Source organism: Neopararhizobium haloflavum (genome assembly GCF_002750855.1).
Lineage (GTDB): Bacteria > Pseudomonadota > Alphaproteobacteria > Rhizobiales > Rhizobiaceae > Georhizobium > Georhizobium haloflavum.
In genome coordinates this window covers 810,701-822,789 of sequence record NZ_NWUC01000001.1, presented here as the reverse complement: position 1 = coordinate 822,789, position 12,089 = coordinate 810,701, and the positions used below count along the sequence as shown (strand labels likewise).

General features: G+C 59.9%; 17 protein-coding genes. 6 read left to right on the top strand and 11 right to left on the bottom strand.

From position 1 onward, the window contains the following. The first annotated feature begins 18 nt into the window (after positions 1-18). Positions 19-942: a cation diffusion facilitator family transporter gene (locus CN673_RS04275; protein WP_099864937.1), complete on the top strand. Its 924-nt coding sequence runs from the start codon at positions 19-21 to the stop codon at positions 940-942. 13 nt (positions 943-955) lie between these two features. Here the strand turns inward: CN673_RS04275 and CN673_RS04270 are convergent, their stop codons facing one another. The 5 genes from CN673_RS04270 to CN673_RS04250 all read right to left on the bottom strand — a co-directional run bounded on the left by CN673_RS04270 (position 956) and on the right by CN673_RS04250 (position 4,543). Then, entirely contained in the window at positions 956-1,543 is a 588-nt protein-coding gene (locus CN673_RS04270; RefSeq protein WP_245409765.1) for a transglutaminase-like cysteine peptidase, read from the bottom strand. A 145-nt stretch (positions 1,544-1,688) separates the two neighbouring features. Continuing rightward, entirely contained in the window at positions 1,689-2,552 is an 864-nt protein-coding gene (locus CN673_RS04265; protein WP_099864935.1) for a CopD family protein, read from the bottom strand. A gap of 2 nt (positions 2,553-2,554) precedes the next feature. After that, positions 2,555-2,914 carry a copper resistance CopC family protein gene (locus CN673_RS04260; protein WP_157928800.1) on the bottom strand — a complete coding sequence of 120 codons (360 nt, stop codon included), beginning with the start codon at positions 2,912-2,914 and terminating at the stop codon, positions 2,555-2,557. A gap of 131 nt (positions 2,915-3,045) precedes the next feature. Then, complete coding sequence (locus CN673_RS04255) at positions 3,046-3,906, bottom strand: peptidylprolyl isomerase (protein ID WP_157928799.1); 861 nt, start codon at positions 3,904-3,906, stop codon at positions 3,046-3,048. Continuing rightward, complete coding sequence (locus tag CN673_RS04250) at positions 3,896-4,543, bottom strand: DsbA family protein (RefSeq protein WP_099864932.1); 648 nt, start codon at positions 4,541-4,543, stop codon at positions 3,896-3,898. Before CN673_RS04250 ends, CN673_RS04255 begins: the two co-directional genes overlap by 11 nt. A gap of 399 nt (positions 4,544-4,942) precedes the next feature. Between CN673_RS04250 and CN673_RS04245 the strand changes: the two genes are divergently transcribed. Continuing rightward, complete coding sequence (locus CN673_RS04245; RefSeq protein WP_099864931.1) at positions 4,943-5,683, top strand: heparan-alpha-glucosaminide N-acetyltransferase; 741 nt, start codon at positions 4,943-4,945, stop codon at positions 5,681-5,683. A 12-nt stretch (positions 5,684-5,695) separates the two neighbouring features. Here the strand turns inward: CN673_RS04245 and CN673_RS04240 are convergent, their stop codons facing one another. Beyond that, on the bottom strand, positions 5,696-6,706 hold the full coding sequence (locus CN673_RS04240) for a L,D-transpeptidase family protein (RefSeq protein WP_099864930.1): 1,011 nt from the start codon (positions 6,704-6,706) through the stop codon (positions 5,696-5,698). Positions 6,707-6,853: 147 nt separating this feature from the next. Between CN673_RS04240 and lspA the strand changes: the two genes are divergently transcribed. Beyond that, on the top strand, positions 6,854-7,366 hold the full coding sequence (lspA, locus tag CN673_RS04235; protein WP_099864929.1) for a signal peptidase II: 513 nt from the start codon (positions 6,854-6,856) through the stop codon (positions 7,364-7,366). A 1-nt stretch (position 7,367) separates the two neighbouring features. Further along, complete coding sequence (locus tag CN673_RS04230) at positions 7,368-7,556, top strand: hypothetical protein (RefSeq protein ID WP_099864928.1); 189 nt, start codon at positions 7,368-7,370, stop codon at positions 7,554-7,556. Positions 7,557-7,569: 13 nt separating this feature from the next. On the opposite strand, the gene CN673_RS04225 is transcribed toward CN673_RS04230, so the two are convergent. After that, positions 7,570-8,214, bottom strand: a complete 645-nt coding sequence (locus CN673_RS04225; RefSeq protein ID WP_245409764.1) for a transglutaminase-like cysteine peptidase — start codon at positions 8,212-8,214, stop codon at positions 7,570-7,572. A gap of 271 nt (positions 8,215-8,485) precedes the next feature. On the opposite strand from CN673_RS04225, the gene CN673_RS04220 reads away from it, so the two are divergent. Next, on the top strand, positions 8,486-9,469 hold the full coding sequence (locus CN673_RS04220) for an SCO family protein (RefSeq protein ID WP_198585878.1): 984 nt from the start codon (positions 8,486-8,488) through the stop codon (positions 9,467-9,469). A 5-nt stretch (positions 9,470-9,474) separates the two neighbouring features. On the opposite strand, the gene CN673_RS04215 is transcribed toward CN673_RS04220, so the two are convergent. Genes CN673_RS04215 through CN673_RS04205 form a run of 3 tightly spaced genes read right to left on the bottom strand, consistent with a single transcriptional unit; the run spans position 9,475 to position 11,095 of the window. Then, positions 9,475-9,933: a DUF411 domain-containing protein gene (locus tag CN673_RS04215; RefSeq protein ID WP_099864926.1), complete on the bottom strand. Its 459-nt coding sequence runs from the start codon at positions 9,931-9,933 to the stop codon at positions 9,475-9,477. Then, complete coding sequence (locus CN673_RS04210; RefSeq protein WP_245409763.1) at positions 9,930-10,523, bottom strand: SCO family protein; 594 nt, start codon at positions 10,521-10,523, stop codon at positions 9,930-9,932. The genes CN673_RS04215 and CN673_RS04210 overlap by 4 nt, the downstream gene beginning before the upstream one ends. Before the next feature lie 32 nt (positions 10,524-10,555). After that, the gene (locus CN673_RS04205) at positions 10,556-11,095 is read right to left on the bottom strand and encodes a copper chaperone PCu(A)C (protein ID WP_157928798.1); all 540 of its coding nucleotides are present in this window, start codon (positions 11,093-11,095) and stop codon (positions 10,556-10,558) included. Positions 11,096-11,220: 125 nt separating this feature from the next. On the opposite strand from CN673_RS04205, the gene CN673_RS04200 reads away from it, so the two are divergent. Beyond that, positions 11,221-11,634: a MerR family transcriptional regulator gene (locus CN673_RS04200; RefSeq protein ID WP_099864923.1), complete on the top strand. Its 414-nt coding sequence runs from the start codon at positions 11,221-11,223 to the stop codon at positions 11,632-11,634. Here CN673_RS04200 and mntR read toward each other — a convergent pair. Next, complete coding sequence (gene mntR / locus CN673_RS04195) at positions 11,628-12,077, bottom strand: manganese-binding transcriptional regulator MntR (protein ID WP_099864922.1); 450 nt, start codon at positions 12,075-12,077, stop codon at positions 11,628-11,630. The genes CN673_RS04200 and mntR overlap by 7 nt on opposite strands. Positions 12,078-12,089: the final 12 nt, after the last annotated feature.

The following is a 12,089-nucleotide window of genomic DNA, read 5'->3' as shown; positions in this document are numbered from 1 at the left end:
CGATCAAGGAGAGCCAAGATGGCGGGACACCATCACGATCATGGCGCTGCCGAGGCAGGAGACCGTCGGGTCTTCTGGGCGATCGTCGTCAATCTGGTATTGACCACCGCTCAGATTATCGGAGGTCTCGTTTCCGGCAGCCTCTCCCTCCTCGCCGACGCGATCCACAATCTGAGCGACGCAATGGCGCTGGTGATTGCCTTCGGAGCGAGACGCATCGCCAGGCGGCCGGCCGACCGGACGATGACCTGGGGTTACGGTCGAGCCGAGGCCGTGGCCGCCTTGATCAACTACACCACGCTGATCGTGATCGGGGCGTACCTGGTCTATGAGGGCGTGATGCGGCTCATCGAGCCGCAGCCGGTTGGCGGCTGGATCGTCGTCGTCGTCGCCGGGATCGCCTTGGCGGTGGATACGGCCACCGCGCTTCTCACCTATGCGCTTTCCAAGAAGAGCATGAACATCCGGGCGGCATTCCTGCACAACGTCGCCGACGCCCTCGGATCGATCGGCGTCATCGTCGCGGGAACGCTGATCATCCTCTACGACTGGCGAATCGTCGATCCGATCGTGACGCTTCTGATCGCGGCCTACATCCTGTGGCAGTCGTTCGTCGAGATCGGCGGCTCCATACGACTTTTGATGATGGGCACGCCCGAAAACATTGACATGGATGCGCTTCTTGCAGCCGTCAGATCCGTCGAAGGCGTGGAAAATCTACACCACGTTCATTTGTGGGCTGTGACGGAGACGACAAATGCGTTCGAAGCGCATGTAGTCACGGGCGGCGGTCCCGATGGCGAAATCCTGAACGGTATCCGCGCGGTGCTGACGGAACGCTTCGACGTCGTTCATGCCAACCTGCAGTTCGAGACCGCCGATGCTGCGTGCGAAAACGCGCCAACGATTGGGCACAGCGAGCGCCGGCCAGAGACATCGTGATGACGAAATCCGGCTAATGCACCGAGCCGACGAGCGGGGTTTCGCCGTGCCGGATCGAAACCCACTTTCCGGTATCGGCGACCGACTGCCTTTTGACGTAATGGTAGCCCGTATGGTCCCAAGGCAAGACCTCCTGGCTGAGGTTGTCTAGGACGTAGTCGCCCGCATCGGTTCGCACCGTCAGGACGGCATGGCCCGCTCCGTTTTTCTGGCGGACCACGGTTATGAGCAGGTTGGCGATCGCGATCCCGCCCTTTGCCAGCGTCCGTCGTTTCTCAAGCACGTAATCCTCGCAGTCGCCCGCGCCGCTTGGATAGGACCAGACCTCTTCTCTGCCGAACAGGTCGATGTCTTCCATTGGCTTGATGGCCTCGTTCACGACGGCGTTGACTTCCTTAAGACTTGAGAGCAGCGCCTCGGAAAATGCCTCCGGTGGCGTGGCCAATGACTTCACCGAACACTCGGCGACGTTCAGCCTGCAAAAATTGAAATGCCCAATCGGCTGGGATGTCTGACCGAACGTTTTGATGACGGTCGCGCCAGCATTCGCGTTCCCCGTGGCCGCCGCGGCTAGCGCCGCTCCGCAAAGGCCGGCGATCACGCAACGTCTGAACCGTCTCTTCATTCCCCGCCCCATCACCGACTATGTCCGATCTTAATCGAACGTTAATCGAGCTCCCCGGGCGGGGTTAATTGCAAGGAAGCAACAGCTCCAAGAAGTAGCAACTCACTGATCTATGCCGTCTCTACCGGGCGTGCGGATCTATCAAACCCAGGACCGCGACGTCGAACAAAACGGCTGCTCCCGCCAGTTGTTCGAGTAGGATCGTCGCGGACATCGCGTTCAGCGCGCCGCCGCTGTGGTGCGAAGCTACCTTCGGCACGAGAAAAAGCCGGTTTATCGCGGCGAGACCGGCCATCGCAGCGAACAACGCAACCTTGAGCAGGAGCAACCGGCCATAGCCGGTCGAAAGCTGCGGCATGCCGCCGATAATCAACCAGGCCATCGCGCTCCCCGTTGTGGCGAGAAGGAGAACGACGACGAGACCGATGCGGGAAAATCGTCCGAGGATCGCTTCGGCGACGCGCCGCTCCATCGTACCTGTCCGTGCGGCCGCGATCACCCGCGCCAAGGCGACGAGCCCGCCGACCCAAGCGGCGGCGCAGACCGCATGCACGGCGTGCAACGTCGGCCCGAGCCAACCGGCGGACGCGCCGTGGCCGCTCCATCCTTCACTGAAAAGAACCGCGAAAGCGGCGGTCGCGACGAGCAGAGGGTGTTGCGAGAGGACCGCTAGGAAAAGGAGCGCCAGAAAAAAGAGCCTCAGGATCCAAGCTGTCCCGAGACTGCTGCCGAACAGGATCGTTTGCAGGGTCGCTATGAACCCGTCCAGGTTCCCGATCGAGATGGTGAACGCGGCCAGCCATATCAACGCGGATAGAAGCGCCATAGTTGCCAGTGTAGCCGCCGCATCTCTAGGCAGCCAGAAGCGTGTGTCCGCTTGTCCGATACCTGCGGCGTACAAAGAGAAAAGGGACGATCCAAATAGGACTGACGTGGCTCCGTAGTAAAAGAAGCGCGCAAGCACAATGACCGGATCGATGTCCATTCCTATCGGGCGACCTCGAACGCAAAAGCACCTTCGACCCGATGGCCGTCCATGGAGACGAGATGCCAGTTGACCTTGTAGATGCCAGCATCAAGCAAACCTTCGAGCGGTATGGCCATCTCGGCGCCTTGAACCATGGGCTTGCCGATATCCAACCCCTCGCCTTTCGCACCGACGACCTCCATTGCCGAAAGCAGCGGTTCGATCGGTTCGCTGAAAGTGAGGCGAATTTCTAAAGGAGAGGCGTTGAGCGTCTCTCCTTCCTTGGGAATTGATGTGACAAGTGTCGTGTGAGCAGAGACAGCGGACGCGGTGAAGGCAGCGCAAAGAGCAAGTGCAGCGGCAGTTGTCACGTAGCGCACAGAAGTCTCCTTTTTCGTGTTGCGAACCAAAGCCGATCGTCAGGTCTCTCACCGGGCAATTTATGCTCCCGCCGTCGCGGACGAAGGCGGCAAGAAGAAAGGCGGTCAGCACTGTTTGCGTTGGCCTAGTCTCAGTGTTGGTGGCCGTCCTCTCCGACCTCGTCTTCGACGTCCGGAACCAGCTTTTCCACCCCCACTCCCTGACGCAGGTCAAGACCGATACGCTGCATGGCTGCGGCTTGAAGTCCTTGCCGGATCTGCGGAGCCACCGATTGTAGGTCCGGAGCAGGTCTTTGCCGCTTTTCTTCGAGAAGCACGACGTGAAATCCGAACGCACTTTCCACCGGCTCTGCGAGGTATTCGCCTTCGTCGAGGGAAGCCGCGGCCTCACTGATCTCCTTAAGGATCGTTTCGGGATCGACGAACCCCAAATCGCCTCCGTTCTCCTTCGTCGCCTCGTCCAGCGAAAGTTCCGCCGCGACATCCTCGAACGCTTCTCCGGCGTCGAGCCGTGCGATGACTTCTTGCGCTCCAGGACGATCAGCCAGGAGGATGTGCCGCGGCCGGATCTCCTCCAGCGCGGGCATTTGGGAAACGAAACGGTCGTATTCTCGCTGCACGGCATCGTCCGACACCGCATCCGCTAGCCGGCGTTCGAGGTACATCGATCTCAGGGTCTGGTCGGCAAGGAATTCGACGCGCTGCCGATAAGCGGTATCGTCACGGAGTCCCTCGGCCGAAGCCGCCTGAACGATAAGTTCGAGGTCGATCAAATTGTCGACGAGAAGCGAACGGCGCGCTTCCGGCGACATGTCGGCTGTCTGGCTCGCGAACATCGTTTCGGCGATAGCAAGGTCGCTTTCGGTTATCTCCGTATCGCCGACCCGGGCGACGACGCCCTCGTTTTGCGCCGAGGCGACCGGAACTGGAAGGCCGAGAACGGCAGCGATGGCGAGTACGGCCAATCCCGGAATGACCCGCTTACTCCTCATCGGAATCTCCCTTCGCTTGCGCATCGGCCAGAAGCGGATCGAGGATTTCGCTGAATTGCTGGATCGTGAGCGCGCCTTCATGTTTCTCGCCGTTCACGAAGAAGGTCGGGGTAGAGGTAACCCCCATCGCCGACCCCTTTGCTGCGACGGCATTGACGTTGTCGAGAAGTTCCTGGTCCACGAGACACGCTTCGACGTCTTCGCCGGACATTCCCGCCATTCCCATCACCTGCTTCAGACCCGTGGCGGCATCGGCGACCTGTGTCCAGCTCTCGGCCGACCGATAGAGAAGGTCGACGGTCGGGTACCATTTGTCCTCCCCGGCGCACCGCGCCAGCATGAAGCCGGCGGAAGCACGTGGATCGAGCGGGAATTCGCGGATGACGAAGCGAACCTTCCCCGTGTCCACGTATTTTTCCTTCAACTCGGGCCAGGTGGTCAGATGGAAGTTGCGGCAATGACCGCATGTCAGAGACGCGTACTCGATCACGGTTATCGGCGCGTCTTCCTCGCCGAAAGCCTGTTCCGGCAGAGGTCCAGCCTCGAAAAGCCGGTCGCCGACATCCTGAGCGACGGTGTGAAAGGTGGTTGCAAAGAACAGGGCCGGTACGCCCAGCATGAGGTGTCTGCGTAACATGATCTCTCCGATTGGCTGCTGTCGGAAGTTCTACGACCTCAAGCAGCTAGAGGTTCAAGCCGTCCTTCCGGCTATATCGGGGATCGGCAGTTACGAATGCTTTTAGGTTTGGAGGGGATTCCGGCTCCTCTTCTTGCAGCCTTCTCGGGACGAAGCCGATGGTGAAGTTGAAGACCTTGCCGATCCGCTCCATGGTTTCTACGGTGGGATCGGCGCTGCCCTGCTCGATTTAGGCAATCTGTCGCCTGTTCATCCGCAGCAAATTTGCGACCTCTTGCTGCGACAGGCCCAGCGACTTGCGAATCTCCACAAGGGCGAAAGCTTGCCGGTCATAGGCGCTCTTGTCCCTCCAGTCGCTCGAGGTTCTAAAGTCCCGGGCCGGACAAGGAGCGAAAGATCATGGACACGACCATCGACGCAGGCACGAGGCGCTTGCTGCCCAGGCTGGCTGCGGTTGATGCCATGCGGGGCGCGGCGATCGCAGGCGTGGTCGTCTACCATGTCGTATGGGATCTCGCTTTTCTCCGCCTGACGGGACCGGAACTGGCATCGCATCCGCTGTGGATCGCGTTCGGCAGGACGCTGGCCGGATCGTTCCTTTTCCTTGCGGGATTCAGCCTCGTGCTGGCCAATGGAGGCGGCTTTCGCCGCGATAAATATTTCAGAAGGTTGTCGAAGATCGTCGCGGCCGCGTTCGCCGTAACTACCGCAACGTGGCTCGCGTTTCCACGTTCGTTCGTTTATTTCGGCATCCTGCATGCCATCGCCGTCGCAAGCGCGGCGGGCGTCCTTCTGTTGCGCGCGCCGGCTCGACTGACCGCGCTGATCGGGATCGTTTTCCTTGTCGTTCCCCGCTTCTTCAGTTCCGCCTTGTTCGATCCAAGGTGGATCGCGTGGATCGGCTTCTCCGCGAACACGCCGCCGTCCAATGACTTTGTGCCCGTGTTTCCTTGGCTCGGCGTCTTTTTGATCGGCATGGCGACGGCGCAGGCGGCAGACCGGCATTGGCTTTCGCGCAGGTTCGGCGCGTCTTCGGGAAACCCGGTCATCGGCGGCTTGGCGTGGCTGGGTCGCCATAGTCTGGCGATCTACCTCCTCCACCAGCCGGCGCTTCTCGCGATCCTATATTCGCTCACCTGAACCGTAAGTTCGTCAGCGCCGCTCGCGGGCGCTGCTGTGCGGATCGGCAAGCGCCGCTTCCGGCCGGCTTACCGGTACTTCCGTGTTTGACGAGAGTTTCGAAAGGCGTTCGGGTCCGCGCTTCTCCAAGAGCGTGCGGAAAGTCTCGTGCATGCCGCCATCGGCGTAGGCGTGCACGGGAGCGAGGTTTCCTACGCTGATCGCCGTCTGATAGGCGTTGTCCTCGGCGGCCCGCCGCGATGCGACAAGAGGATCAGCTAGCTGTTGTCCTGCGGGACAGGCGGCCAGAGGGTCGAGCGGCGCGCCGTCCGGGAAAATCGTATCGAACACGTACCGTCTTCCGCACGCGGAAACCTGTGGCGGCGTGCGCTTGGCTTCGAAGATATCGTAGCCTTCCTTCAGGTTGGCCCAAAACGCCGTGTTGGGATCGCCGCGGTGCCTGGCCATGTTCCGCGCGGTCATGCGGAACGGCAAGGACTGGACTTGGACGCTCGGTTGCCCGGCGTGGAGCGCGTCCCTGACAACGGCGTAGATTTCGGCGACGCCTGCGTCCGTCATCGCGAAGCATCCGGACGACGAGCAAGCTCCGTGCACCATCAGCGAGTCGCCGGTGTAGCCCAACGCCGCTTCGAGCCGGTTCGGGTAGCCGAGATTGAAGGAGAGGTGGTATTGGGACTGCGGGTTAAGCATCGCCGCTGTCACATGATAGAAGCCTTCCGGGGCCTGGCGATCACCGGCGGCGGTCTTCGGCCCCAGCTTCCCCGACCAACGGCACATCGGGTATGTCTTCAGGAGCGCAAACTTGCCTGACCGGTCGCGTTTCCACACCTCAAGTTCGCTCTCTTCCTTGAAGATGCGGACCAGGACGGGACTGGAGACCGACATTCCCTTATCGTTCATGTCCGCAACCAGCGCCGCAGGGATCGGATCGTTCCCGCGCTCGGCGAATTCGTCCATCACCGAGACACAGCCGGAAAGGAACATCGCAAGGGCCGCTATGACGGCGGAAAGACGAAGCGTCATGAAATCGGATCCAAATCGAGGACAAAAATCGCCGTCGCGGCGACACCACACTATCCGCCAGAGGGCTTAAGGCAAATTTAACGATGACGGTATTGCACCTCTAGTAGCTAGAGGTGCAATACCCGGCTGGCCACGAGGAGTTTTCTCATGCGTTCCGCCAAACACCATCGCGCCATCCCCGTAATTGTCATCGCGCTTGCAGTCTTAGCTACCGACCAGATTTTTAAAACGGTGATCACCGAATTCATCATGCAACCGCCTCGCGAAATCGCTCTCGCCGGGTTCCTCAATCTCGTCCTGAGTTTCAACACTGGCGTGAGTTTCGGAATGTTCGCGGACGCCTTGGGGGATAGCGCAACGGCGCTCGGCATCGTCCAGGCTGTTCTCACCGTCTTGATTTTGGGGGCCGCCATACTTGTCCGGCAGCGCTCCGAAGCCACCGCCCTCGCTCTAATAGCGGGTGGAGCCGCAGGCAACGTCATGGATAGGCTGCACCGCGGCGCGGTGGTGGATTTCCTCGATTTCCATGCGGCAGGCTATCATTGGCCTGCATTCAACACCGCTGACATTGCGATCGTGACAGGCGCGGCCCTCTTCGTTTTCGCCGCGGTCTTGCCCAGCTTCCAAGGCCGAAACCAGTCAGACGGGACAAAGATTTAACATGACGCCACTAGACGATGAAAAAGAACAGAGCATCAGTGCCTCCTCGCTGGAGAAGCCCCGCCGAAGACGCAATCTGCTCTTGCTCATCTTACTCATGGTCTTCGTCGCGGCCGTTTACTACACAAGCTTCACGCATATCGGCGAAGAGGCGGACCCAGTCCCCATCGAATCGCAACACGAAGGCTGAAAGACGCGGTTTGCTATTGCGGCCGCGCGGTGTTGCGACCGCTTCCTTCCATGCGTGAGGCGACGACCGGATCGACGAGACTAATCCAGACGTTGGAATCGTCCCCGGATTGCCACTTGAGGTACTGTATCTCGGCCTGGTCCCAGGATTTGATCTCTTGCTCGACATTGTCCAGTACGAAGTCGCCCAGATCAGTGACAACTGTCAACACGGCATGTCCGCCGCCGTCTGCATCGAGCCCGACCGTGATACGCAGGGCGCCAAGCGGAAAACCCTGGTCCGCCAGGAGCTTCCGTTTGAGAAGAACGTAATCTTCGCAATCCCCCACCAACTCCGGATATTCCCAGCGCTCCTCGACGCCGAAAATCTCCGCATCGGTCATCGGCGCGATCGAGCTGTTGGCGAGCCAGTTGGCCTTCAGCATCGCCTGCCAGCGCTGTTCGGTCAGTTTGACCTTGTTGCCGCCCGCGGGCCGTTCGCACTGCGAGCGATATCGCTGGCAATACTCATAATAGCCGATCGGCATCGAAGTCTCGCCAAACTCCTGCATGTTTCGACTGCTCGACTGTTGCGAGGGATTGAGATGAAGGGCGTCGGCGAATGCCGCCGCCGTCAACGGCATCAGCGCCACGGCCGCTAAGGCGAGAATTTTCAGCATGACAGCTCCCGGTTTTTATTTTCCGGAACGCTACCAACACCGGCTGAATCCCACGCGAAAACAGGTCGTTGGATTCGAACGGTCTCCGCAAGGGTTGGGAAACCTTGTTGTCGCTGCTCGGCAAGTGTTGCGACCTAGGTCCCCGCCAAAGGTCCGACGTTCGTCAATTCCGGAGCGACGGGCTGCGTCGTACGATCTCCATGCCGATATCGCGCGTAGCGGGAGCGCCTCCATGAATCCGTGCCATCTCTTCCGAATTGCGGTTCTTGCGATGGCGTTGATAGCCTGGCAACAGGGAGCCGTTGCGGCCGCGCCCAACCGAGGCGCCGACTACTTCACAAATCTGGAAGTGGTCACGCAGGACGGCAGGACCGTCCGGTTTTACGACGACCTGATCAAGGACAAGCTCGTTGTCATTAGTTTTGTCTTCACCGCCTGCAAAGATTTCTGCCCGATCAACACGGCGCGCATGACTCAGGTCGCCGACGTCCTCGGCGACGCGCTCGGACGCGACGTCTTCTTCGTGTCCATATCGGTCGATCCGGAAAACGACACCCCCGAGGATATGAAAAACTTTGGCGAGGCTTTCTATGACGGTCCTGGATGGACGTTCATCACGGGAAGTCCAGAGAACTTAAGGACGATTGGCGCTCGTCTTGGAAACCGGACTGAAGAACGCTCAAAACATATCAACGAAATCATACTCGGCAATGATCGGACGGGTGAATGGGCGCGCAACACGCCGTTCAACGAACCGGATAGGCTGGCGACGATCATCCGCGAAATGGATCCCGAATGGCGCTTGTCCGAAGCAATCCCCGCCGACCAGTTTCTGACGCTCGATGATCTCAGGCGTTATCAACTGCAGGCCGAGCCCGGCCAGGTGCTCTTTCGCAAGCTCTGCTCCGGTTGCCACACTGTCGGGGTGGGAGACCGCGTTGGTCCCGATCTTCTCGGCGTCACGGAGCGCAGGGACGAGGAATGGATCAAGCGGTATATTCGCGATCCTGCCGAGGTACGCAGATCCAACGACCTCGCGGCGATTGAACTGGGACTGCGTTATGGACGTGTCCAAATGCCGACATTGGGCCTTTCGGACAACGACGCCGCCGACCTCGTGTCATACTTGAAGCAGCAGACGGACGAGATAACGAAAGCGCGGCAAGAGGCCGTCGAACAGCAAGACCACCATGCGCCTGATCAGACTGGCAGCAATGAGGATGAAGAGCACGCCGTCGGCGCAACTCATCACTAGGCGGGCTACTCCTTATCGTCGTAGGAAGCAAAAACGGAGATTTCGCCATGCCGCCCGATGAGTTCAACGTCAAAGGCGTCTCGGCGCGTGCCGTACTCCATCCCTGGCGAGCCGACCGGCATCCCGGCCACAACGAGCCCTACGGCTTCTTTGCCGGAATCGACGAGCCGTTCAATGTCCTTTGCCGGGACATGGCCCTCAATCACATAGTCCGCAACAACGGCTGTATGACAGCTCACGCGGTCTGAAGGCACGCCGAGTTCCAATTTCATCGCCATAAGGTCCGACATCGGCAGATCGCTTGATTCGACGACGAAGCCTGCCTCCTCCAGACGTGCAACCCAGGCGACGCAGCAGGCACAAGTTTGGGTCTTGAAGACCTCGATCTTGCGATCCTCGCCATCGTCGGCGCTGGCCGAAGTCGCGGCCGCCAGGAAAACGAGCAGAACGATTTCGCGTCTCATATATCTGTTTCCTTATTCAAGAGGTTCCTGATCTTTGCGAGCGCGGTCTCACGGTCCTCGTGCAGGTCGATCGTTCCGCTGAATCGTCCCGCTCGGTCGAAGAGGAGAACGCCTGCGGTATGGTCCATAGTGTATCCGCCGCCTTCCAAAGGCACTTTGTTGTAATAAACCTTGTAGCTGTCGGCGAAAGCCGCGAGTTGTGCCGGCGTTGGGACAAGCGCGACGATCCGGTCGTCAAAACTCGACATGTACTGACCGAGGATTTCAGGTGTGTCTCGCTCCGGATCAACCGTCACCAGGAAACCGCGGACGTCGTCTTCGCCGGACCCGAGCTCCTGCAGCCAGCCGGACATCTCGGCAAGGGTTGTCGGACAGATGTCGGGACAGTTGGTGAACCCCATGAACATCATCCAGCCTTTGCCGGCATAGGTTTCCTCGGTCACCTCGCGACCCGAAACGTCCTTCATCGCAAACGGACCACCGATCGCAATTTCCTTTTCGGCCACGGCCTCAACCCCACCGCTTCGCCTCTCCAGTTCCCATTGAGCCGCGTATCCTGCCGCAAGGAGCACGGAGGTGGCTGCGACCATGGCCCAAAGTATCTTTCGAACGCCGGAAAGTGTCATCGCGGGACATCGTCTTTCTCACCGTGATGATGATCGGTCGGCTTTTCGCCGAAGCCAAGGACCGTGGCGCTCACCGTTTTTGTCGATCCGTCGGCGAAGGCGACTTCCAGTGCAACCCTCGCGCCCGGCTTCGTATCTGGGGCCGGTTGCATGAGCATCAAGTGGATTCCGCCGGGTCGCATGACCAATTCCGTGTTTTGTGGGATACGAAGCGGCCCCAGCACCGGCCTCATCCGGGCGATGCCTTCTTTCATTTCGCTGCGATGCAGCGAGACTTGTCCGAATGAGGGCGTCGCCACTGACGTCAGCGCGACTTGCTGCTCGGTATTGTTCGACACCGTTAGGTAGCCTGCGGCCATTCCGGACGGCGAAGGTGACAACACGATCTCCGCATGCTCGACCGTCACAGCGCCGCGTCCTTCAGCGCTATGGGTCGTCTCTTCCTGGGCTGAAGCCTGCAGCGGCGCCGCCAAGGCGCAGACGACATAGAGCCAAAGCTGCGCTCTGTCGGAACGGATTATTGTCATGCTTTCCATCCAAGTTTCGATCGCAGTAACACCTCTAGTCGGTTGAGGTTCAAGGCCTGCGGCTTCACGATCAATTGCGTCCCTGCGCTGGCTGCCCCATATTTGCGGCATTCTTCAATGCGAAGGCTTGCGACATGTTTTCAATCGGCGATTTGTCACGGCGGACTGGCGTGAAAATCCCCACCATCCGCTATTACGAGCAGATGGGGTTGCTCGACCCGCCGGACCGGTCGGAAGGAAACCAGCGACGCTACAGCCGCGACGGCCTGCAGCGGCTGTCGTTCATCCGCCACGCGCGGGACCTCGGTTTCAACATCGAGGCGATTCGCGAACTGATTGACTTGGGCGGCCATCCCGAGAAGCCCTGTCGCGACGCCGACCGGATCGTCGCTGAGCAGTTGGAGGCCGTGCGCAACAAGATCGCCCGTCTCAATCAGCTCGAACGCGAACTCCATCGCATGTCTACCCAATGCGAGGCGAAATGCATCAGGGACTGCTATGTCCTTCACTCGCTGAGCGACCATCGCCTATGTGACACAGATCACTGATTGCGTGCTTCCACGAACTTCCTGAATGCCTCCAGCGTCTCGTCGGAAACGTGGTGCTCGATGCCTTCGGAGTCGATCCTCGCGCTCTCTTCCCCGATGCCGAGTGCCCGGAGGAAGCTTTCCACGATGCGGTGCCTCTCCCGGACGCGTGACGCCAAGGCCTTGCCTTCCTCCGTCAGGAAAATTCCCCTGTACGGACGCTGAACGACCAGGCCATCCGATGCAAGTCGCTTGAGCATCTTGGCAACGGTCGGCTGTGCCACGCCCAACCGCTTAGCAATATCGATCTGGCGGGCCTCACCAGCGTCGGTGAGCAGGTCGTCGACTAATTCGACGTAGTCCTCGACAATCTCGGCCCGTCGATTGTTGCGCGTTTGGCGAAAACTTTCGACATGAATCTCGGGATCCACCAACGGTTTCGGCAACTTCGCCTTCCGCGCCATATCATCCTCCGA